Annotated in this window: 25 protein-coding genes; 17 read left to right on the forward strand and 8 right to left on the reverse strand. The window is 61.8% G+C overall.

What is annotated here, in order from left to right; genetic code table 11:
- Nucleotides 1-5 precede the first annotated feature (5 nt).
- Both AC244_RS06895 and AC244_RS06900 read left to right on the forward strand, forming a co-directional pair.
- Nucleotides 6-350, forward strand: a complete 345-nt coding sequence (locus tag AC244_RS06895; RefSeq protein WP_053248042.1) for a DUF6867 family protein — start codon at nucleotides 6-8, stop codon at nucleotides 348-350.
- Nucleotides 351-465: 115 nt separating this feature from the next.
- Nucleotides 466-1,584, forward strand: a complete 1,119-nt coding sequence (locus AC244_RS06900) for a branched-chain amino acid ABC transporter substrate-binding protein (protein WP_053248043.1) — start codon at nucleotides 466-468, stop codon at nucleotides 1,582-1,584.
- Between the two features lie 224 nt (nucleotides 1,585-1,808).
- Here the strand turns inward: AC244_RS06900 and AC244_RS06905 are convergent, their stop codons facing one another.
- Nucleotides 1,809-2,225, reverse strand: a complete 417-nt coding sequence (locus AC244_RS06905) for a MarR family winged helix-turn-helix transcriptional regulator (RefSeq protein WP_053248406.1) — start codon at nucleotides 2,223-2,225, stop codon at nucleotides 1,809-1,811.
- 261 nt (nucleotides 2,226-2,486) lie between these two features.
- Between AC244_RS06905 and AC244_RS06910 the strand changes: the two genes are divergently transcribed.
- The 15 genes from AC244_RS06910 (at nucleotide 2,487) to ureG (ending at nucleotide 13,015) form a co-directional block, all read left to right on the forward strand.
- Entirely contained in the window at nucleotides 2,487-3,485 is a 999-nt protein-coding gene (locus AC244_RS06910; protein ID WP_053248044.1) for an alpha/beta fold hydrolase, read from the forward strand.
- A gap of 131 nt (nucleotides 3,486-3,616) precedes the next feature.
- Complete coding sequence (locus AC244_RS06915) at nucleotides 3,617-4,591, forward strand: 2-hydroxyacid dehydrogenase (RefSeq protein WP_053248045.1); 975 nt, start codon at nucleotides 3,617-3,619, stop codon at nucleotides 4,589-4,591.
- Nucleotides 4,592-4,708: 117 nt separating this feature from the next.
- Nucleotides 4,709-5,542, forward strand: coding sequence for an urease accessory protein UreD (locus AC244_RS06920; protein WP_053248407.1), 834 nt, complete (start codon nucleotides 4,709-4,711; stop codon nucleotides 5,540-5,542).
- Between the two features lie 25 nt (nucleotides 5,543-5,567).
- Nucleotides 5,568-5,870 carry an urease subunit gamma gene (locus AC244_RS06925; protein WP_053248046.1) on the forward strand — a complete coding sequence of 101 codons (303 nt, stop codon included), beginning with the start codon at nucleotides 5,568-5,570 and terminating at the stop codon, nucleotides 5,868-5,870.
- 12 nt (nucleotides 5,871-5,882) lie between these two features.
- Complete coding sequence (locus AC244_RS06930) at nucleotides 5,883-6,137, forward strand: DUF1272 domain-containing protein (RefSeq protein ID WP_053248047.1); 255 nt, start codon at nucleotides 5,883-5,885, stop codon at nucleotides 6,135-6,137.
- Nucleotides 6,138-6,153: 16 nt separating this feature from the next.
- Nucleotides 6,154-6,465, forward strand: coding sequence for an urease subunit beta (locus AC244_RS06935; RefSeq protein WP_053248048.1), 312 nt, complete (start codon nucleotides 6,154-6,156; stop codon nucleotides 6,463-6,465).
- Nucleotides 6,465-6,884, forward strand: coding sequence for a lysozyme inhibitor LprI family protein (locus AC244_RS06940; RefSeq protein WP_053248408.1), 420 nt, complete (start codon nucleotides 6,465-6,467; stop codon nucleotides 6,882-6,884). The genes AC244_RS06935 and AC244_RS06940 overlap by 1 nt, the downstream gene beginning before the upstream one ends.
- A 5-nt stretch (nucleotides 6,885-6,889) precedes the next feature.
- On the forward strand, nucleotides 6,890-7,534 hold the full coding sequence (locus AC244_RS06945) for a hypothetical protein (protein ID WP_053248049.1): 645 nt from the start codon (nucleotides 6,890-6,892) through the stop codon (nucleotides 7,532-7,534).
- 4 nt (nucleotides 7,535-7,538) lie between these two features.
- Complete coding sequence (ureC, locus tag AC244_RS06950) at nucleotides 7,539-9,251, forward strand: urease subunit alpha (protein WP_053248050.1); 1,713 nt, start codon at nucleotides 7,539-7,541, stop codon at nucleotides 9,249-9,251.
- 12 nt (nucleotides 9,252-9,263) lie between these two features.
- Nucleotides 9,264-9,965, forward strand: a complete 702-nt coding sequence (locus AC244_RS06955; RefSeq protein ID WP_053248051.1) for a TIGR02117 family protein — start codon at nucleotides 9,264-9,266, stop codon at nucleotides 9,963-9,965.
- A gap of 192 nt (nucleotides 9,966-10,157) precedes the next feature.
- Nucleotides 10,158-10,697 carry a peroxiredoxin gene (locus tag AC244_RS06960; RefSeq protein WP_053248409.1) on the forward strand — a complete coding sequence of 180 codons (540 nt, stop codon included), beginning with the start codon at nucleotides 10,158-10,160 and terminating at the stop codon, nucleotides 10,695-10,697.
- 141 nt (nucleotides 10,698-10,838) lie between these two features.
- Nucleotides 10,839-11,135 carry a putative quinol monooxygenase gene (locus tag AC244_RS06965; protein ID WP_053248052.1) on the forward strand — a complete coding sequence of 99 codons (297 nt, stop codon included), beginning with the start codon at nucleotides 10,839-10,841 and terminating at the stop codon, nucleotides 11,133-11,135.
- A 1-nt stretch (nucleotide 11,136) separates the two neighbouring features.
- Nucleotides 11,137-11,610, forward strand: coding sequence for an urease accessory protein UreE (gene ureE, locus AC244_RS06970; RefSeq protein ID WP_053248053.1), 474 nt, complete (start codon nucleotides 11,137-11,139; stop codon nucleotides 11,608-11,610).
- Nucleotides 11,603-12,274, forward strand: a complete 672-nt coding sequence (locus AC244_RS06975) for an urease accessory protein UreF (protein ID WP_082366784.1) — start codon at nucleotides 11,603-11,605, stop codon at nucleotides 12,272-12,274. Before ureE ends, AC244_RS06975 begins: the two co-directional genes overlap by 8 nt.
- A gap of 129 nt (nucleotides 12,275-12,403) precedes the next feature.
- The gene (gene ureG / locus AC244_RS06980) at nucleotides 12,404-13,015 is read left to right on the forward strand and encodes an urease accessory protein UreG (protein WP_053248055.1); all 612 of its coding nucleotides are present in this window, start codon (nucleotides 12,404-12,406) and stop codon (nucleotides 13,013-13,015) included.
- Between the two features lie 309 nt (nucleotides 13,016-13,324).
- On the opposite strand, the gene AC244_RS06985 is transcribed toward ureG, so the two are convergent.
- The 7 genes from AC244_RS06985 to AC244_RS07010 all read right to left on the reverse strand — a co-directional run bounded on the left by AC244_RS06985 (nucleotide 13,325) and on the right by AC244_RS07010 (nucleotide 22,123).
- On the reverse strand, nucleotides 13,325-14,005 hold the full coding sequence (locus AC244_RS06985; RefSeq protein WP_053248056.1) for a Crp/Fnr family transcriptional regulator: 681 nt from the start codon (nucleotides 14,003-14,005) through the stop codon (nucleotides 13,325-13,327).
- Nucleotides 14,006-14,242: 237 nt separating this feature from the next.
- Nucleotides 14,243-17,548, reverse strand: coding sequence for an efflux RND transporter permease subunit (locus tag AC244_RS06990; protein ID WP_053248057.1), 3,306 nt, complete (start codon nucleotides 17,546-17,548; stop codon nucleotides 14,243-14,245).
- A gap of 14 nt (nucleotides 17,549-17,562) precedes the next feature.
- Nucleotides 17,563-18,750: an efflux RND transporter periplasmic adaptor subunit gene (locus AC244_RS06995; protein ID WP_053248058.1), complete on the reverse strand. Its 1,188-nt coding sequence runs from the start codon at nucleotides 18,748-18,750 to the stop codon at nucleotides 17,563-17,565.
- Between the two features lie 323 nt (nucleotides 18,751-19,073).
- Nucleotides 19,074-19,205: a hypothetical protein gene (locus AC244_RS38585; RefSeq protein WP_268750762.1), complete on the reverse strand. Its 132-nt coding sequence runs from the start codon at nucleotides 19,203-19,205 to the stop codon at nucleotides 19,074-19,076.
- Nucleotides 19,206-19,285: 80 nt separating this feature from the next.
- On the reverse strand, nucleotides 19,286-20,278 hold the full coding sequence (locus AC244_RS07000) for an ABC transporter substrate-binding protein (RefSeq protein ID WP_053248059.1): 993 nt from the start codon (nucleotides 20,276-20,278) through the stop codon (nucleotides 19,286-19,288).
- Nucleotides 20,279-20,372: 94 nt separating this feature from the next.
- Nucleotides 20,373-21,242, reverse strand: a complete 870-nt coding sequence (locus AC244_RS07005; protein WP_053248060.1) for an ABC transporter permease — start codon at nucleotides 21,240-21,242, stop codon at nucleotides 20,373-20,375.
- Nucleotides 21,239-22,123, reverse strand: a complete 885-nt coding sequence (locus AC244_RS07010) for an ABC transporter permease (RefSeq protein ID WP_053248061.1) — start codon at nucleotides 22,121-22,123, stop codon at nucleotides 21,239-21,241. The genes AC244_RS07005 and AC244_RS07010 overlap by 4 nt, the downstream gene beginning before the upstream one ends.
- Nucleotide 22,124 lies beyond the last annotated feature (1 nt).

Genomic DNA, 22,124 nt, shown 5'->3' on the forward strand with positions numbered 1-22,124 from the left:
GTGACATGCAGGGAATTCTCTACGAAGAAGCGTCGATCTGGCAGTTTCTTTTCATCAGCTGTGTGCTTGGCGGCTGGACCGCATGGCGTACCGGCAAGAGTGTCGCCGAAAGTTGGCATAACGTTCCGCGGCTGCTGCTCTATGTGGCGTTGCTCGGGCTGGCGATCCGTTTCATCCATCACGCCCTCTTCGGCGGCACGATGTTCAGCCTGCAATACTATATCGTGGACACGATCGTGCTTTTGTTGTTTGCTACCGTAAGTTTCCGGTACTATCGGACCAAGCAAATGACCAACATCTACTACTGGCTCTACGAGAAGGCTTCGCCCTTCTCCTGGAAGACCAAATAAAGGGAACAGCGCGTGCCGGTCCGCCGCGGCCGGTGCGAAGGAAACACCGGCGCAACTATGGTGGGCATTGCGCAGGTTGATAACGAGACCCGCTCGAATATTTGGGAGTAACAAGATGAAAAAATCTCTTCTGTCGGCCGTTGCGCTGACGGCTATGGTCGCCTTCAGCGGCACCGCCTGGGCTGATATTCTCGTTGGTGTCGCTGGCCCGCTGACTGGCCCGAACGCCGCCTTCGGTGCGCAGCTCCAGAAAGGTGCCGAACAGGCCGCTGCCGACATCAACGCCGCTGGCGGTATCAACGGGGAACAGATCAAGCTTGTGCTCGGCGACGACGTTTCGGACCCGAAGCAGGGCATCTCGGTCGCCAACAAGTTCGTCGCTGACGGTGTGAAGTTCGTCGTTGGTCACTTCAACTCCGGTGTGTCGATCCCGGCATCGGAAGTCTATGCCGAAAACGGCATCCTGGAGATCACGCCGTCTGCGACCAACCCGCAGTTCACCGAGCGGGGTATGTGGAACACGTTCCGCACCTGCGGCCGTGACGACCAGCAGGGCGCAGTTGCCGGCGCCTTCCTCGCCGCCAACCATAAAGACGCGAAGATCGCCGTCATTCACGACAAGACCCCCTATGGTCAGGGCCTTGCCGATGAAACCAAGAAGTCGATGAACGAAGCCGGCCTCACCGAGGCCCTCTATGAAGGTGTCAACATCGGCGACAAGGACTTCTCCGCACTGATCGCCAAGATGAAGGAAGCCGGCGTTTCGGTCGTCTACTGGGGCGGTCTGCACACCGAGGCCGGCCTGATCATGCGCCAGATGAAGGACCAGGGCCTGAAGGCAACGATGATGTCGGGTGACGGTATCGTTTCGAACGAACTGGCCTCGATCGCCGGCGACGCCGTCGACGGCACGCTGATGACCTTCGCGCCGGATCCGCGCAAGAACCCCGCTTCCAAGGAACTCGTCGAGAAGTTCCGCGCTGCCGGCTTCGAGCCGGAAGCCTATACGCTCTATTCCTACGCCGCTCTCCAGGTCATCGCAGAAGCTGCGAAGGCTGGCGGCACGACCGATGCGCAGGCGGTTGCCGAAGCGATCAAGGCCAAGGGTCCGTTCAAGACCGCGATCGGCGAGCTCGGCTATGACGAAAAGGGCGACATCACCCGCCCGGACTACGTCATGTACACCTGGAAGAAGGGCGAAGACGGCAAGTACACCTACTTCGAAAACGAGTAAGTCTCGCTTCGGATTCGCTGAACCACGTCAGAACTTCGAAAGCCCGGCGAGCGATCGCCGGGCTTTCTCATTTCTCGATGGGCCGGCTGGTGCCTGAAGCACGTGGCCCGAGGACGGATTCAGGTGACGTACTTTTCTCGCATGTCGCTGCAGCGAAACCGCCGTACATTTTCGGGCCGACACGTGCGGCGCTGTCGTTGGCAGACGGGCGGGTGCCAGGCGCGCTATTTCAGCAAGGTGTTCCGCAAGCTCGAGACCTCAAGGCGCAGCCGCTCGAGATCCTCGGCGCTGAGATGCATGACATCCATCAAGCCGCGTGGCACGTCGGTCGCCTTTTGGCGCAGCGAGCGGCCGATATCGGTCAGCTGCACGCGCACTTGCCGCTCGTCGGCCTTATCCCTGACGCGGGAGATATAGCCCGCCGCCTCAAGCCTTTTCAGCATCGGCGTCAAAGTGCTCGATTCCAGGAACAGCTTTTCGCCAAGGCTTCCGACCGTCTGGTCGTCGTTGTCCCAGAGCAGCACCATGACGAGATACTGCGGGTAGGTGAGGTCGAGTGCCTCCAGCAGCGGCTTGTAGACACGCGTAAAGGCGTGGTTGGCGGAGTAGACCGCGAAGCAGAGGAAGTTGTCGAGCTTCATCAACTCGTCGTCGGCTTTGGCATCGGATGTCATCGTTTCAGTCCTGCTTTCCATTTCTTAAAATAAATCGTTCGCGATCTAATCGCAAGGCATTGACATCGGAAATATCGACAGATAATCATTATCGCACGATCTAATCGACAGCGATACAATGGAAGCGGCTACTGTAGCTATGTAAATCTCCGCTCTTTGATATCGTGCACGATTTAATCGCTAGCTATTCAACAGAAGCGGCGCAGCCGCGAACAAGGAGCGGTACCCATGAGCAAGGCAGAGACAATGACCAACGACAATCGCATCTCCCGCCGGGACATTCTGGCTGGCGCTATGGGCGCAGCCGGTGCCGCCGCTGCGATCGCATCCGTTAGGCCCGCTTCGGCTGCCGAAACCGCGACGCCCACGAGCAAGCCTGCTGGTGGCAACGCGTCCGGCAGCCGCATCATCACCCGCGATGGCGTCGAGATCTATTACAAGGACTGGGGGCACCGGGATGGCCCGGTGGTCGTGCTCAGCCACGGCTGGCCGCTGTCATCAGACAGCTGGGAGGCGCAGGCCTTCCATCTCGCCAACAACGGCTTCCGCGTCATCACCCATGACCGTCGCGGCCATGGCCGCTCCTCGCAGCCGTGGGACGGCAACGACATGGATCACTATGCCGACGATCTCGCCGACCTGATCAATGCGCTCGACCTGAAGGACATCTTCCTCGCCGGTTTCTCCACCGGCGGCGGCGAGATCACCCGTTATATCGGCCGCCATGGAACGAGCCGCGTCGCCAAGGCCGGGCTGATCTCGGCGGTGCCGCCGCTGATGGTCAAGACCGACAGCAATCCTGGCGGCCTGCCGAAGGAGGTGTTCGACGGGTTGCAGGCGGCCAGCCTGAAGGATCGCTCCAAGCTCTATCGCGACATCGCCTCGGGTCCGTTCTTCGGCTTCAACCGGCCGGGCGCCGTCGCCTCGCAGGGCATGATCGACAGTTTCTGGCTGCAGGGCATGATGGGCGGGCACAAGAACACCTATGACTCGATCGTCGCCTTCTCGCAGACCGACTTTACCGAGGACCTGAAGACGTTCGACGTGCCGACACTGATCATCCATGGCGACGACGACCAGATCGTGCCGATCGATGCCGCCGCCCGCGCCTCGAAGCAGCTGGTGCCGAGCGCCACTCTGAAGGTCTATCCCGGCGCCCCGCACGGGATCACCGACACCCACAAGGACCAGCTCAACGCCGACCTGCTGGAATTCGCTCGGTCGTAACGTCTGAAGCTCGAAGGCCTGTATCAGGGAGGCGCTCATTGTGGCGCCTCTTTTCGTTGGCGTCGCCCGGGCTGACCGCCGCCGCCAATTCGTGCACTATCGCCGAACGATTCTGTTTCGGAGGTTGCCCCATGAGTTCCAAGCCGCGCATTCTCGTCACCCGCCGTTGGCCCGAAGCGGTGGAGCGTGTGCTGGCCGATCGCTTTGACATGGCGTTCAACGGCAACGATGTGGCGATGCCGGCGAATGCATTGGCACAGGCGCTTCGCGAATTCGATGCAGTGCTGCCGACGGTCTCCGACCGGTTGCCGGCAAATCTGTTCGACGGCGGCGGCATCAAGGCAAGGATCCTCGGCAACTATGGTGTCGGCTATAACCATATCGACGTTGCGGCGGCCAAGGCAGCCAATATCGTCGTCACCAATACGCCGGGCGTTCTGACCGATTGTACCGCCGATATCGCCATGACATTGCTATTGGCCGTTGCGCGGCGTGCGGGCGAGGGGGAGCGCCAGATCAGGGCGGGCGAATGGACCGGCTGGCGACCGACTCACATGATCGGCAGCAAGGTGACCGGCAAGACGCTCGGCATCATCGGTTTCGGCCGGATCGGCAAGGCGATGGCAAAGCGCTGTCACTTTGGCTTCGACATGGAGGTGGTGTTCTACAACCGCTCGCCTATCGATGCGGCGGAAGCTGCACGCTACGGCGCACGTCAGCTCGATACCGTCGATGAGGTGCTGAAGGTCGCCGACTTCGTCTCGCTGCACTGCCCGGGTGGTGGCGAGAACCGGCACCTCATCAATGCCGAGCGGCTGGCGATGATGAAAAAAGGCGCCCACCTCGTCAACACTGCGCGCGGCGATGTGGTGGATGAGCCGGCGCTGATCGAGGCGCTGAAGAACGGGGTCATCAGAGGCGCCGGCCTCGACGTCTTCGAGGCGGAACCGAATGTCCCGGCCGGCCTGCGAGTGCTCGAGAACGTCGTTCTGCTGCCGCATCTCGGCAGTGCGACCGAGGAAACACGCGTCGCGATGGGCATGAAGGTGGTCGACAACATCACCGCCTTCTTCGACGGGCGTGAGCCACCGGATCGGGTGGCGTGAGGACTTGGTCGCTCGTTGGGCATTGATTGCTCATAAAGCGGTCACTCTGATGATTTTCTTTGCAAAACAATAGCTTGACTTGACGTCTCCGGATGCCGACGATGGCGACGGATGAACATGAGCAATGCGGCAATCATCGCCCCGCAGCGGGCGTTCGGAAAAGGACGGCTGGTGGCCAAGGCGGCCGTCGGCCGAACGCGCATTGCCGAGCTTTACCAGGAAGGCTGCGCCAAGATTCGGCTGCCGAAAACCTTCGACGGTTCCATGGAGGCCGTTTTGATCAATTCGTCGGGCGGGCTGACCGGCGGTGATCGCATGGCCTGGAAGATCGAAGCCGGTGCGGCGACCGAGCTGACCGTCACCACGCAGGCCTGCGAGAAGATCTACAAGGCCAGTGCCGGCACGGTCGATGTCACGACACGCATTGACGTGGCAGCCGGGGCGCGGGTCGAGTGGCTGCCGCAGGAGACGATCCTGTTCGATCGCGCATCGCTCACGCGCTCGCTTGACGTCGAGCTTGACGACGGCGCAACATTTCTTGGCGTCGAAGCCGTGCTGCTCGGCCGCAAGGCCATGGGCGAGGCGATGCAGACTGGCCTCTTTCGCGATCGGTGGCGCATTCGCGTCGACGGCCGGTTGCTGCACGCTGAAAACCTGACCTTTGCCGACGATATCGCCGCCCTTGCAGCGCGCGCCGCGGTCCTCGGCGACAGGGTGGCCTTTGCGACGCTGTTTTATACCGGACCCGATTGCGAATTGCTGCTGCCACGACTGCGCGCACAGCTCGAAACGCAAGCTGGGGCCGGCGTCAGCCACGTCCAAGTCGGCGGTCGTGACAAGCTGGTTGCGCGCTTTGCAGCAGCGGACGGCTTCTCGCTCAGAAAAATCCTCATCCCGGTCATTTCGCACTTGCGCAAGCAAACGACAGTGCCGAAAGTCTGGGTTCTCTAATCCGCAATCAAACCGGTGGCGACGCATGAATCTTACCCCGCGCGAAAAGGACAAGCTGTTGATTTCCATGGCCGCGATGGTTGCCCGCCGCCGCCTGGAGCGCGGCGTCAAGCTCAACCATCCCGAGGCGATCGCGCTGATTACCGACTTCGTCGTCGAAGGTGCGCGTGACGGTCGATCGGTCGCGGAACTGATGGAAGCGGGGGCCCATGTGATCACCCGCGCGCAGGTGATGGAAGGCATTCCTGAAATGATCCACGACCTCCAGGTCGAGGCGACCTTCCCGGATGGCACCAAGCTTGTCACCGTGCACGAACCGATCCGCTGAGGAGGCGAAGAGATGCTGGCACTGCGCCCGAACTGCGAATGCTGCGACAAGGATCTGCCGCCCGACAGCCGCGAGGCGATGATCTGCACTTTCGAGTGTACCTTCTGCGTCGATTGCGTCGAAGGCACGCTCGGTGGCACCTGCCCGAACTGCGGCGGTGAGTTTACGCGCCGCCCGGTTCGCCCGGCCGCGCTGCTGGCAAAGTATCCGGCATCGACTGAACGGGTGCTGAAGCCGCAAGGCTGCGCCGGCGCCGACGCGGCCTGACAGGGGAGAGGGACAGATGATTCCAGGGGAAATCATTGCCGCAAGCGGCGATATCGAGCTCAATCACGGCCTTGAGACGGTGACGATCGAGGTCTCCAACACCGGCGACCGACCGGTGCAGGTTGGCAGCCACTATCATTTTGCCGAAACCAATGCCGGGCTCGACTTCGACCGCAGCGCTGCCCATGGCAAGCGGCTCGACATTCCCGCAGGCACCGCCGTTCGTTTCGAGCCGGGACAGACGCGGCAAGTGACACTGATCCCGCTTTCGGGCAAACGCGAGGTTTATGGTTTCCGCCAGCAGGTCATGGGAAAGCTAGAGGGATGATGACGCGAACGACACTTATCGCAGGCGCCTTGCTGCTTGCGGCCATGCCCGCCCTGGCGCAGGAGGACGATGTCGATTGCGCCAATGCGATGACGCAGGCGGATATGAACATCTGCTCCAACAAGGATTATGAGGCGGCCGATGCCGAACTCAACACGGTCTACAAGCTGACCGTTGCGGCGATGCGGGCCAAGGACAAGGACTTTGGAGACATCAGCGCCGACTATGTCGGTGCGGAGGAGACGTTGAAAAAAGCGCAGCGTGCCTGGATCGGCTACCGTGACGGCCAGTGCGAGCTTGCCGGCTTCGAAGCGCGCGGCGGATCGATGGAGCCGGCGCTGGTGTCCGGTTGCCTGGCGCAATTGACCACGGCACGGACCAAGGAACTCAAACAACTGCTCGAGCCCACAGAGAACTGACCCAGATGTCTCGCCGCACCATCATGATCGTGGGGAACGGAGAGCTGCCGGACGGCGCTGCCGCAACGATCGATGCGGCCGATATCGTCATCCGCTTCAACGATTGCCGTTCCGTCGGCGCCGGCGGGATGAGGACCGATATCGTCGCCGTCTGCAACACGGGCCGGCCGGCGTTTGCCATGCTCGGCGGCGGGCGCTGGAAGAACAGCGCCCCTGTGCGACAGGCGCGCGAGATCTGGAGCGTGCGTTCGGCTGAGAAGTTTGCCGGCATGCGCGCGGCATTGGCCGAAACGCACCCGGACCTCGATGATTTCTGTGACGACTACACGGCCGGTTTCGAGAGTTTTGCGGTGTCGACCGGTCGGGCTCATCGGGTCATCTCCAGCGCGTCTCATGAGCGGTTGGACCGGGATTTGTCCCGGTTTGCGCCCGCGCCTTATGTGGTGCCGTCGAGCGGCATGGTGGTGATCGCCGACGTGCTGTCCGGCTTTGCAGCACCTGACGATGATGTCGTTCTTGCCGGTTTCGGCCATGCCGGTTGGGCGTTGCATCCCTTCGCTGCCGAGCGGCAGTTCGTCGACGCTCTTGTTGCCGAACGCCGTCTTCGTCGTCTTTCCCCTTCTTCTTCAGACTTGTCCCAAGGAGCCTGAGCCCATGCCCTACAAGATGTCGCGCGCGGCCTATGCCAACATGTTCGGCCCGACGGTCGGCGACAAGGTTCGGCTCGCCGATACGGAACTGTTCATCGAGGTGGAGAAGGACTTCACCACCTATGGCGAGGAAGTGAAATTCGGCGGCGGCAAGGTCATCCGCGACGGCATGGGCCAAAGCCAGGTGACGCGTGCGGCGGGTGCCGTCGATACGGTGATCACCAACGCGCTGATCGTCGATCACTGGGGCATCGTCAAGGCGGATATCGGGCTCAGGGACGGGCGCATCGCGGCGATCGGCAAGGCCGGTAATCCCGACATGCAGCCTGGTGTGACGATCATCGTCGGCCCCGGCACCGAGGTGATTGCCGGCGAAGGCAAGATCGTCACCGCCGGCGGCATGGACAGCCACATCCACTTCATCTGCCCGCAGCAGATCGAGGAAGCGCTGATGAGCGGGCTCACCTGCATGCTTGGCGGTGGCACGGGTCCTGCGCATGGGACGCTCGCAACCACCTGCACGCCTGGCCCGTGGCATCTCGCCCGCATGATCGAGGCGGCGGACGCCTTCCCGATGAACCTTGCCTTTGCCGGCAAAGGCAATGCCTCGTTGCCGGGCGCGCTGGTCGAAATGGTGCTTGCGGGCGCCACGTCGCTGAAGCTGCACGAGGACTGGGGCTCGACGCCGGCCGCCGTCGACTGCTGCCTTGGTGTCGCCGACGAATACGACGTGCAGGTGATGATCCACACCGATACGCTGAACGAGAGTGGCCTCGTCGAGGACACGATCGCGGCGATCAAGGGCCGCACGATCCATGCCTTCCACACGGAAGGGGCAGGTGGGGGGCATGCGCCCGACATCATCAAGATCTGCGGCCAGCCGAACGTCATTCCATCGTCGACCAATCCGACGAGGCCCTACACCAAGAACACGCTGGCGGAACACCTCGACATGCTGATGGTCTGCCATCACCTGTCGCCGTCGATCCCCGAGGATATCGCTTTCGCCGAAAGCCGGATCCGCAAGGAGACGATCGCCGCCGAAGACATCCTGCATGATATCGGCGCCTTCTCGATCATTTCGTCCGACAGCCAGGCGATGGGACGCGTCGGCGAGGTGGCGATCCGCACCTGGCAGACGGCCGACAAGATGAAGCGCCAGCGCGGAGCGCTGCCGCAGGAAAGCGGCGACAACGACAATTTCCGGGTCAAGCGCTATATTGCCAAATACACGATCAACCCGGCGATCGCTCATGGCCTCAGCCATGAGATCGGTTCGCTCGAAGTCGGCAAGCGTGCCGACCTCGTCCTCTGGAACCCCGCCTTCTTCGGCGTGAAGCCCGATATGGTGCTGATCGGCGGAACGATCGCTGCAGCGCCGATGGGTGACCCCAATGCATCGATCCCGACGCCGCAGCCGGTGCATTACCGACCGATGTTCGGCGCCTATGGCAAGAGCCGGACGAATTCCTCCGTCACCTTCGTATCGCAGGCCTCGCTCGATGCGGGGCTCGCGGCGAGGCTCGGCGTCGCCAAGCAACTCGTTGCCGTCAAGAACACCCGCGGCGGCATCGGCAAGGCGTCGATGATCCACAACAACCTGACGCCGCATGTGGAGGTCGATCCGGAGACCTACGAAGTGCGAGCCGACGGCGAGCTTCTCACCTGCGAGCCGGCGACCGTTCTGCCGATGGCGCAACGCTATTTCCTGTTCTGAGCGGCAAACGCATTGTCTCGAAAAAACGGCAGCTGGCGGGTCCTCAAGTGGGCCGCATACGGACTGCTGGGCCTTGTCCTGGCTGTCGTTCTCGGAACGATCGTCCCACGGCCGCTGCTGCCGAAGACGGCCACGGCCGCTGCGGTTGCGTCGGCTGAAGCCGGCGAGCGTATCCTGATCCTTTCCGGCCCGATCCACACTGATATCGCCATCCCGCTCAATGAGGAGACCCGGGCCCGGTTCGCCTTCGCCGGCGAGGCGGGCGTGCCTCTCGATCACCCGCAGGCGCGATGGTTGATCTTCGGCTGGGGCGGTCGCTCGTTTTACCTGGAAACGCCGACATGGTCGGAGCTGAAGCCGATGCCGGTCGTAAGGGCGCTGACGCTCGACCGCTCGGTCATGCATGTGGATATCGCCGGGGCAATCGTCGAACCCCAGCCTTCGGTCGAAAGCGTCGATCTCGAGCGTACCGAGTTCGAGACGCTCATGACGTTCATCTCTGAAAGCTTTGCCAGGAACGGCAGCGCCGTCGTTCCAGTCGGGGGCTTTTCCTATGGCTATGCCGACCGCTTCTTCGAGGCGGAGGGCACGTTCAATGCACTGTTCGGATGCAACACCTGGACGGCGCAGGCTCTGAGAGAAGCCGGATTGCAGACGGGGTTCTGGAGCCCCTTGCCTTCCACCCTCGGCCTGTCCTTGCGGCTCCACAACTGAGACATTGTCGGGCTTGATGCGACACCATCACAGGCATGCGTCGGTCGCATGCCTGCCATGCATGGGCGTGAATCGAAGCCTTTCGTGCTGCACCGCAGCGGAATTTCCGGTAGGAAGCGGGCTGATATTTCCGATCACGACTGTTCTCCCAAGACCGCTCGCGATCGAGTGCCTGCACTGAAGGAGATGACCATGCTCGGCAGAAAAGTACCCTCCGTAACGTTCCGCACCCGCGTTCGCGATGAAGCCGTCGGCGGCTCCAACCCGTTCCGTTGGCAGGACGTTTCCTCCGACGACTATTTCGTCGGCAAGCGCGTCGTGCTGTTTTCGCTGCCGGGCGCCTTCACGCCCACCTGCTCGACCTTCCAGTTGCCCGACTTCGAAAAGCTGACGGCCGAGTTCAGCGCCGAAGGCGTTGACGAAATCTATTGCATCTCGGTCAACGACGCCTTCGTGATGAACGCTTGGGGCAAGTCGCAGAACCTCGCAAACGTCAAGCTGATCCCGGATGGTTCGGGCGAGTTCACCCGCAAGATGGGCATGCTTGTCGCCAAGGACAATCTCGGCTTCGGCATGCGCTCCTGGCGCTACGCCGCCGTTGTCAACAACGGTGTCGTCGAGCAGTGGTTCGAAGAAGAAGGCTATTCCGACAATTGCGACAGCGATCCCTACGGCGTTTCCTCGCCGCAGAACATTCTCGAAACGCTGAAGTCGCAGAAGCTCGCCGCCTGATCGGGCCGACGGACTAACCGATTTTTGAAACCCCCGTGCGCGCGCCAGGCCCATGGAAAATCCTACGGATTTTCGGGCCTGGTGCTAGCACCGGGGTTTTTTCTTGCTACACTGACCAGCGAAAAAGATGTCGAGGGTTCAATGGTTTACATTATCGCATATCTGACGGCTCACCCGGGCAAAGGCGCGGACGTGTTGCCACTAGCCGGCCCCTTGATCGAGGCGACGCGGCGGGAAGCGGGCTGCATCAGCTACGAGCTCTATCAAAAGCCTGCTGACCCCGACACGCTGGTGTTTGTTGAAACCTGGAAGGACAAGGCTGCGGTCGATGCGCATTTCGCCGAGCCGCATCTGAAGGCTTTCCAGGCCGCAATGGCAGACCTGCTGATCGAAGCGCGCATCGAACTCGTTCATCCGGAAAAGGTCGAGGTGCTCTGACATGCCCTATCGCTCGACCGAGGTGCTCTCGCCCGGACCCAAGGACAAGGCGCCGTTGCACAGCGTCATCTTGGCCCATGATGCGCGACATCTGCGCCGCAAGCTGCTGCATCTCGAAAACGATGATGTGGTCATGCTTGACCTGAAGGAAGCGGCGATGCTGGCCGATGGTGACCTGCTCGTGCTGGAAGGCGGCGGCTATATCCGCATCGTCGCCGCACCCGAAGCGCTTTACGAGATCCGCCCACGCGATCCGTTGCACCTGGTCGAACTGGCCTGGCATCTGGGCAACCGCCACCTCCCGGCCCAGATCGAGACGAACCGCATTCTGATTTCCCGCGATCCGGTCATTCGGGCGATGCTCGAGGGGCTGGGTGCCACGGTCGTCGACGTTTCCGAGCCGTTCCAACCGCTGCGCGGCGCCTATCACGCGGCCGGCGGCCACGATCATGGCCATCATCATAACCATGGCTGAACGGGTCGATACGCAGGCGCTGCTTCGCCTCGTGACCTGGCTGTCGCCGGCCTTCCCCGTCGGTGCCTTCTCCTATTCGAATGGGTTGGAACAGGCGGTTCACGACGGCCATGTAACAGATGCCGAAAGCCTGCGATTGTGGCTGGAGACGCTTCTGCGCCACGGATCCGGGTGGAACGATGCAGTGCTTCTGGCCGAAGCCTATCGAGCCTTCGACGATCCTGCGCGGCTTGCTTTGGTCATCGAGCTTGCCGAGTCGATGGCGGCAAGCCGTGAGCGGCACATGGAAACCATGTTGCAGGGCGAGGCTTTTCTCGCAGCGGCGCGGCATTGGCCGCATCCTGTGCTAGATCGGCTGGGTGACGGCGTCGCCTATCCCGTCGCCGTCGGTGCAGTTGCAGGTGCCCATGCCACCGGCCTCGAGCCGGCGATCGCCGCCTATCTCCATGCATCCGTTTCGAATGCGATATCGGTGGCGATCCGCTGCGGCGTCACCGGTCAGCGCGATGGCGTCGGCCTGGTTGCGGCGCTGGAGCCGACGATCGCTGCAGTGGCGCGCGAAGCGGAGGCTGCGTCGCTGGAAAACCTTGGCTCGGCTACGATAACAGCCGATATTTCATCTCTCAGACACGAGACCCTGCATTCGCGGCTTTTCCGCTCTTAAAGTGCGCCGCGATCTTTCAGATTCGCTTGACGCGCTTTAAGCTCTTGTTTTTGTGCATGTCGTTATCGCAAAATCGCTGCGGACTTTTGCGCGACATGCTCTAGCAGCCGCTTTCGAAAGGAACGTCACATGGCATCGAAAAATGGTCCCCTGCGCGTCGGCATCGGCGGGCCTGTCGGTTCCGGCAAGACAGCGCTGACGGAGAAGCTGTGCAAGGCGATGCGGGAGAAATACTCGGTCGCGGTCGTTACCAACGACATCTACACCAAGGAGGATGCCGAGGCGCTCGTGCGCTTGCAGGCACTGCCGTCGGATCGTATCGTCGGCGTGGAGACCGGCGGCTGCCCGCACACGGCGATCCGCGAGGACGCGACGATCAACCTGCAGGCGATCGCCGACCTCAACCGCCGTTTTCCCGATCTCGATGTCGTCTTCATCGAATCCGGCGGCGACAATCTGGCTGCCACCTTCTCCCCGGATCTGGCCGACCTGACGATCTATGTCATCTCGGTTTGCCAGGGGGAGGAGATCCCGCGCAAGGGCGGGCCGGGCATCACCAAGTCCGACCTGCTGGTCATCAACAAGCGGGATCTTGCGCCCTATGTCGGCGCCGACCTCGATGTCATGGATCGCGACGCAACCCGGATGCGGGCGGACAAGCCCTTCGTCTTCACTGACATGAAACGCGGCGACGGCGTCAACCGGATCGTTGATTTCCTGACGCTGCACGGCGGGCTTTGAGGCCGCGCGCCGACAGGCTCGAACCGAGGCCACTGTGAGGAATTCTCGAACACCGTTGTCGCACGGGATAAGGACGCGCTTCGGTGCCAGAGCATGTCCAGGAAAAGTGCGAGGCGGCTTTCCGTCAGGAAATACCTAAAAACAAATAGATAGAGCGTTTCCGCGACTCCGCCCAAGGCGGAAGCGCTCTAGGTCCGGCTGCGACCGCTAGATCATTTCATTGTTTCGTTGAAACAGTGAAATGATCTAACTCTTTGAAACTACGCAATTCCGGGCGGAAAACCGTTTCACACTTTTCCTGGAATTGCTCTAGAAGCGCTCCAGGGCTTGGCGGTCGTGGATCTCGATCATGCGGCCCTTGACCGTGACGCCCGAGCGGCGAAGGGCAGAAAAGGCGCGCGAAAGTGCCTCGGGTGCCAGGCCCAGCTTGCCGGCCAGCACGTTCTTCTGGAACGGCAGCCTGAACGAGAAGGTCGTCGAACCATCGGGGCAGTGGCCCAGGATGTAGCTCGCGACGCGCTGCGGCGCCGTCAGGAGACGGTCCTCGGCCAGGCAATCCTCGGCCATCTGGCCGTGACGGCAGAGCAGTTCCATCAGCGCCTGGGCGATATCCGGATGCTGCTCGGCAAGCCTGCGCAGATTGCGGCTGTCGAGCCGGGCAATCATCGAGGATTCGACCGCCTGCGCATTGGCGGTGGCGCGGTTGCCGAGGAACATCGCGTTCTCGCCGAAAATCTCACCCCTGGGGAAGACGGCGATGTCAGCTTCGCGCCCATCCTTGCCGAGCCGATAGACGCGCACGAGACCGGACGACACGCAGAAGACACTGTCCACCGGCTCATCCTGGTGAAACAGAATATCGTGTTCCTCGTGGTTGGAAACGACCGCGCCTTCGAGAATGGCATCGGATGCCGCTGCCGACAGCTTCTCGAAAAAGCGAGAGCCCAGCAGAACCGCTCTGTCATTCGAGTTCAATCGCAAGGTCTTCATCACACCGGCCCTGAGTAAAAGTCTAGAGCGCTTCCGCCTCAGATGAAGTCACGGAAACGTTCTAGCTCCTTGTTCCTACGCATTTCCTGACGAAGAACCGCTTCGGACTTTTCCTGGAAATGCTCTACCGTCAGGGTAACCGGGCTTTTGAAACGTAAATTGACCTCGATCAAACAATTCTTACAAAAAAGGCCCGCACCGGTGGGTGCGGGCCGATTGTCAGGTGATTTGTGCCGGTTACTCGGCAGCAAGCGCCGGATGATTGATCACCTTGCCCGTTTGCTTGCCTTTCGACTGGCCGTCCTCGATCGTCTTCAGGCGCTCTTCCAGGCCTTCGATCGTCTTGCCCTGATCGTTGACGAGCTCCGTCAGCGCCCCGCGATCGAGAGGCAGGTTTTCCTCGTCCTTCTTGCCGACGAAGCGGCCGAAGATCCGGGCGAGCAAGCGCGACAGGTCGTCCATGATCAGGAAGAAGGACGGCACGACGACGAGGCTCAAGACGGTCGAGACGATGATGCCGCCGATAACGGCAATCGCCATCGGCGCTCGGAAGGAACCGCCTTCACCGACACCAAGCGCCGATGGCAGCATGCCTGCAGACATGGCGATCGAGGTCATGATGATCGGGCGGGCGCGCTTGCGGCCGGCTTCGATCATCGACAGCGTCCGGTCCATGCCGTGATGCATCATCTCGATACCGAAATCGACAAGCAGGATCGCATTCTTCGTGACGATGCCCATCAACATCAGAATACCGATCAACACCGGCATCGACAGCGCGTTCTGGGTGAGGATCAGCGCACCTGCCACGCCGCCGATGGCAAGCGGCAGCGAGAACAGGATGGTGAAGGGTTGGATCACGTCCTTGAACAACAGGATCAACACCACCAGCACCAGCATCAGGCCGAGCAGCATGGCATTGCCGAAGCTCTGCTGCATCTCCGCCTGCACCTCGGCGTCGCCGCTTTCGAGGAACTGCACCGAAGACGGAAGCTCGGCGCCATCGGCGATCTGCTTGAAGCGTTCCGACGCGGTGTTGAGGGCGACGCCGATCGGCAGATCGGCGCCCAGCGTGACCACGCGATTGCGGTCATAGCGTTTGATCGAGCTTGGGCCCTCGGAGTAGTTGATGTCGGCAACGCTCGACAACGGCACCGTCGAGCCCGAGGCCGTCTGGACCTTCAGATTGCGGATTGCGGCGATATCCGTACGGAAGTCGCGGTTGATCTGGACCCGGATCGGAATGAGCCGACCATCGAGCGCAATCTTCGTCAAGGCAGCATCGATGTCGCCGATAGTCGCCACACGGATCACTTCCGAGATCTGGGCGGTCGTGATGCCGAGGCGCGACATCTGCTCGTCACGCGGACGGATCTGCAGCTCCGGACGCGGCAGGGCGCCATCGGGGCTGACATTGGCGAGAAGCGGATCGCTGCGCAGCTTCGATTCGAGCGTCGCAACGGCCTTGTCGAGATCGGCCTCGTTGTTGGAGAGCAGGTTGAACGAGAGGTCACGTTCGCCGCGGTCGTTGAGCTTGATGACCCGGACATCCGGAATCGAGCCGACCCGTGCGAAGATTTCCTTTTCGATCTGCGACTGCGGAATGATGCGACCGGCCGGCGGCAGCTTCGGCAGGTACTGGCCGATGACCGGCAGGCCGCCAATGACGTCGTTGACGATCTTGTTGAGCAGCGAATGATCGAGCTTTTTCAGAAGCACCGTTACCGCAGCGCGGCGCAGCTCGAGGTCGCCCTTCGGCGAGGCGCCGCCGAGTACGAAGACGCTTTCGACGCCTTCGAGGTCCTTGACCCGTTCGTAGATCTCCGCGGTCGTCCGGTCGGTATCCTCGAGCATGGCGTCCGGCGGCAGCTCGATCGACAGGCTGACGCGCGAGGCGTCCTCCGGCGGCAGGAAGCTGCCGGGCACCTGGAACAGGAAGTAAACCGAGATCACCAGGCTGGCGATGGCGGCGAGCAGCGTCGTGTAGCGCCAGCGCGTCGTCACCCGTATCAGCCCGACATAGAGCTTCATCAGGCCGGTATCTTCGTCGCTGTGATGCTTGCCGACATCCGATGCTCGCATCAGGTAAGCGGCCATGACAGGGGTGATCAGGCGGGCAACGAGAAGCGAGAAGAACACCGACACGGCGACGGTCAGGCCGAATTGGATGAAGTACTGGCCCGGTATGCCCGGCATGAACGACACGGGCACGAACACGGCGATGATGGTGAAGGTCGTGGCAATGACGGCGAGGCCGATTTCATCCGCTGCTTCGATCGCCGCTCGATAGGGCGACTTGCCCATGCGGATGTGCCGCTCGATATTCTCGATCTCGACGATCGCGTCGTCGACCAGAATGCCAGTAGCGAGCGTCAGCGCCAGGAAGCTGACGAGGTTCAGCGAGAAGTCGAGCATATCCATGATCCAGAAGGTCGGGATCGCGGATAGGGGCAAGGCGATGGCAGAAATCAGCGTTGCGCGCCAGTTGCGCAGGAACAGCATGACGACGATGACGGCGAGCAGCGCGCCCTCCATCAGCGTATGCAGCGCCGCTTCGTAGTTGCCGTAGGTGAAGTAGACGGAATCGTCGACCATCTCGATGGTGACATCGGGGTTCGCCGCCCGGATCTTTTCCAGCGACTTGGCAACGGTCTCGGCAACGCTGACTTCGCTGGCGCCCTTGGCGCGGAAGACCGCGAAGGTCACGCCGGGATTGCCGTTGAAGCGCGAGAAGGAGCGGGGCTCCTCATAGGTATCGGTGACGGTGCCGAGTTCGGACAGGCGGACGAAGCGGCCGCTTGGAACCGAGATCATCGTGTTGGCGAGTTGGTCGACGTTGCGGGCGTCGCCGAGCGTGCGGATCGCCTGCTCGCTGCCGCCGACCTGGCCGCGGCCGGAGCCTAAGTCCATGTTCATGCGGCGAAGCTGGCCGTTGACGTCGGCGGCGGTTATGCCGAGCGAGTTGAGCCTGTCTTCGTTGAGCTCGACGCGGACTTCGCGGTCGGCACCGCCGTAACGGTCGACGCGGCCGATGCCGCTCTTGCCCTGGATTTCGCGCTTGATGACGTCATCGACGAACCAGGAGAGTTCTTCCAGCGACATGCCGGGCGAGGAGACCGCAAAGGTCTGGATCGCCTGGCCCTCGACATCGACCTTGGAAACGATCGGTTCTTCGATCGAGGTCGGCAGATCGCCGCGAATACGGTCGATCGCGTCCTTGACGTCCTGTACCGCCTGGGTCGTCGGCACTTCCATGCGGAAGATGACGGCCGTTGTGGAGGCTCCGTCGCTGATCGTCGACTGGATGTGGTCGACGCCGGTAATGCTGGCGACCGCGTCCTCGATTTCCTTGGTGACCTGCGTTTCGAGTTCAGCCGGCGAGGCGCCGCTCTGCGCGACGTTGATCGAGACGATCGGCACGTCGATATTGGGGAAGCGGGTGATCGGCAGGCCGACGAACGACTGATAGCCGAGAACCAGCAGCACGAAGAAGGCGAGGATCGGGGCGATCGGATTTCGGATGGACCAGGCTGAGAAGTTCATGGTCACGGTTCCTGTCAGTTGGTCGCTGGTTGCGCTGATTTGACGGGGTTGATGCGGTCGCCGTCGCGCACATAGGCGCCGGCCCTTGCCACGACCTGCTCGCCCGCTTTCAACCCCTCGACAACCTCGACGAACTTGCCGTCGGAAATGCCCGTTTTCACCGGCACGATGTTCACCACACCATTGTCGACCTTGCGGACGATGGTTTTGCCGTTCTCATTGGTAACCGCCGTTTGCGGCAGAACGACAGCCTGCTTTTCCTGGGCGGTGATGACGGCGTTGGCATACATGCCCGAGCGTGCCTTGGTGGTGTCCTTGAGACTGATGAAGACGGTGCCGAGACGAGACACGGGATCGACCGTCGGTGCGATCAGTCGAATGGCGCCCTCGACCTTGGTGTCGCCGCCCGCTAGCGTAATCGTCGCCGGTTGGCCGACCGCAAGCTTGATGATGTCGGCTTCGGCGACGTCCGCCTTCATCTCGATCGCGCCGTCGCGGATCATCGCAAACAGCGGCTCGCCGCTGCCATTGGCGATCGCGCCGATCTTGGCGTTCTTGGCGGAGATGACACCGGCGACCGGGGCTTTGACCTCGGTGCGGGTGAGGCGAAGATCGATGTCGTCGATCTGGGCTTGCGCCACCTTGATATCGGCACTGGAGACAGCAACGGCCTGTTCGGCGGAGCGGACGCGGGCACGGGTGGCTGCGGCAAGAGCGCGGACACGATCGGCCTCGGCCGTCGAGACGGTGCCGTTCTTGGCAAGCTCTGCGTTGCGATCGCTGACGCGTGTCGCTTCCTCGGCATTGGCCGTGGCCTCGCTGAGTTGGGCGTTGAGCTGTGCGAGGCCGGCTTCCGCCTTGGCGAGTGCCGCTTCGAGCTGGCTCTTTTCAAGCCGCAGCGCGTCGTCGTTGAGAACGACGAGGACACTACCTTCTTCGACGTTGTCGCCGATATCGACATTCAGGGAGCGGATCGACAAACCCTCGACCAGCGGCGCGACATAGACCTGCTCCACTGCCTGTATCGTCCCGGTTGCAACGACGCGATCGCTGATTGACTGATCGACCGCCTCGGTGACGACGATCGACGGCAGGCTCTGCGCCGGCTGGACCTTGGTCGCTTCCTCGGCAAATGCACTTGAATACGGAGCAATGATCATCGCAACGCAAACGCTGAGAACAGGTAATACTTTCTGAGCCATCGGCTTTACAATCCTGGCAACGGAAACGACATAAAAGCGGATCTGTGCCTTACAAGGCCGGATCCCGGTACAATCAAGCGATTTTCAGTTTCGCCGACGCCTCGTTTTCGCGGACCGGGCGAAGCAAGGCATAGGCGCACAGCCATTGTATTCATGCGCCGCTCACACGGTATCAGACCGTGAGCGCAGGCAGAACTGGGACCTAATCCCGCAGGCAAAACATTCGGAAAATGAACTCCTCCGTGTTGCTTGCCTCCAACAAACATCCGCGCCTATGTAATCTTCACATCATGTGCTTACAAGTGCGGTGAAGTGATGGTTCCTCAATATTTCTTCTGTTCTGCAGTCTTGGTTGCAATCTCGACACGATCTTGACAATCGAGGCGCATCAACGGCCCGTTGACCCGAATTACCACCCCCACGCCCGGAAATTCGCGGCAACCCTGGCGGGCCATGAATGGCCTCCCACGGAAACGGAAGAGGGCCGCGCGATTGCCGTCGCGCGACCCTTTCCTGTCGTTCAGCCCGGTTCTTCCTACTTCAGCGCAGCGTCGGTGATCTCGTGCGTCCAGGCGCCTTCCGGCTCCTTGGAGATGACCGGATCGGAACCGCCCGCAAGGAGCGACTGCACGGTGCGCTTGTAGTCGGCTTCATCCAGAGCGCCGTTCGAGCCGGCGGTCAGCTTGGCCACTTCGCCCATCATGCGCTTCTGGTGTTTTTCCGTCTGCGCCCCGGTCGAGTCATTTTCGAGAACGATGCCGGCGGCCTCATCCGGGTTTTCCTCGGCGTATTTCCAGCCCTTCATCGAGGCGCGCACGAACTTGACCATCTTCTCCTTGAAGGCCGGGTCCTTGAGCTTGTCTTCGAGCACGTAGAGGCCGTCTTCGAGCGTTGCGACGCCCTGGTCCTCGTACTGGAAGGTCACGAGATCGTCCGGCTTGATGCCGGCGTCGATGACCTGCCAGTATTCGTTATAGGTCATGGTCGAGATGCAGGCCGCCTGCTTCTGGATCAGCGGGTCGACGTTGAAGCCCTGCTTCAGAACGGTCACGCCGTCCGGCCCGCCGTCCGTCGGGATCTTCAGGTGCGCCATCCAGGATAGGAACGGATATTCGTTGCCGAAGAACCAGACGCCAAGTGTATGCCCCTTGAACTTGTCCGGGCTGGTGACGCCGCTCTCCTTGAGGCAGGTCAGCATCATGCCCGACTTCTTGAACGGCTGGGCGATGTTGACGAGCGGCACGCCCTTTTCGCGGGTGGCAAGGGCCGAAGGCATCCAGTCGACGACGACGTCGGCGCCGCCACCTGCAATCACCTGCGCCGGCGCGATATCCGGGCCGCCGGGCTTGATGTCGACGTCGAGCCCTTCTTCCTCGTAGAAGCCCTTGTCCTTGGCGACGTAGTAACCGGCGAACTGGGCCTGGGTGACCCATTTCAGCTGCAGCGTCACCTTGTCGGCGGCTTCGGCCTGGAACGCTGCGAGCGAAAAGACGCCTGCGGCGAGAAGCGATGCAAGTTTCTTGTTCATGTCAGTTCCCTCTTGTTTTTGCTTCATTTTCTTTGAACTACGCCATTCCAGGAACACCGTTTCACGCTTTTCCTGGAATGGCTCTGCGTCTTTCTCAGGCGCGCCCTCCGCGAATGGAAGGATGCCAGAAGGTGACAGCGCGCTCGACGAGCGCCACCACCCCGTAGAAAACCGAACCTGCCACCGCCGCGACGGCGATTTCAGCCCAGACCATGTCGACGTTCATGCGGCCCACTTCCGTGGAGATCCGGAACCCCATGCCGACAATGGGGGTTCCGAAGAATTCGGCGACGATGGCGCCGATCAGCGCCAGCGTCGAATTGATCTTGAGCGCATTGAAGATGAACGGCCAGGCAGCCGGCAGACGCAGTTTGACGAGCGTCTGCCACCAGGAGGCGGCATAGGTGCGCATCAGGTCGCGCTCCATGTGGCTGGCCGCCGCCAGGCCGGCGATGGTGTTCACCAGCATTGGGAAGAACGTCATGATGACGACGACGGCGACCTTGGACTGCCAGTCGAAGCCGAACCACATGACCATGATCGGCGCGACGCCGATGACCGGCAGCGCCGAGACGAAGTTGCCGAGCGGCAGCAGCCCCTTTTGCAGGAACGGCGAACGATCGATGAGGATGGCGACGACGAAGCCGAGGCCGCAGCCGAGCGCATAGCCGACCAGCACCGCCTTCAGGAAGGTCTGGCGGAAGTCTGCCGCCAGCGTCGGCAGCGAGTTGATCAGGCGCTGCCAGATCATCGACGGCGCCGGCAGCAGGACCGAAGGCACGGAAAAGCCACGCACGATGCCCTCCCAAAGCACCAGGAGAGTGACGCCGAAGAGGATTGGAACGGCGAAACGCGCGGCCCGGTTGGCGGCATCGCCTTCAAAACGCTGGCGCACCAGCCATTCGTTGACGGCCCAGGCCGCAAGCCAGAAAACGATGGCACTGACGAGGATCGGAAGGTTCATGGCTTGGCCCCCATGCGCTTCAGGACGGCCGTATGTGCAAAGCCGACGATCATGACCAGGACGGCAGCCAGCGCTGCCGCCATGAACAAGGCCGACCAGATCTGCACGGTCTGGCCATAATAGGAGCCAGCCAGCAGGCGGGCGCCGAGACCGGCCACGGCGCCGGTCGGCAGTTCGCCGACGATGGCGCCGACAAGCGAAATCGCGACGGCGACCTTCAGCGAGGTGAAGAGATAGGGCATCGACGACGGCCAGCGCAGTTTCCAGAAGGTCTGTGCCTGCGAGGCATTGTAGGTGTGCATCAAATCGAGCTGGATCCCCTCGGGGCTGCGCAGGCCCTTCACCATGCCGACGACCACCGGGAAGAACGACAGGTAGGTCGAAATCAGCGCCTTCGGCAGCAGGCCGGAGATGCCGATCGCGTTCAGAACGACGATGATCATCGGCGCGACGGCGAGGATCGGGATCGTCTGGCTGGCGATCACCCAGGGCATCAGCGAGCGGTCCATGGCACGGTTGTGCACAATGCCGATGGCCAGCAGAATACCGAGCGCAGCACCGATGCCGAAACCGAGTAGGGTCGCCGAAAGTGTGATCCAGGCGTGATAGACCAGGCTGCGTTTCGAGGTGATCGGCTTGTTGACGGTGGTGTCCCAGATCTCGGCGATCACCTGGTGCGGCGCCGGCAGCACCGGCCGCTCCTGCGCCATGGTGTTGTGGACGATTTGCGAGAAACCGATCTCGGTGCCTGCACGGGCAGCGGTGTCACGCTCGAACGGCGCATTCAGGAATATAACTGCGACATACCAGACCAGGATCAGCAGCGCGACGACGGTGCCGACGGGCAAGAGTTTGTCTCTGAGAAAGCTTTCCTCGCGCATC

The sequence above is a fragment of the Ensifer adhaerens genome, assembly GCF_001270265.1.
GTDB lineage: Bacteria > Pseudomonadota > Alphaproteobacteria > Rhizobiales > Rhizobiaceae > Ensifer > Ensifer adhaerens_B.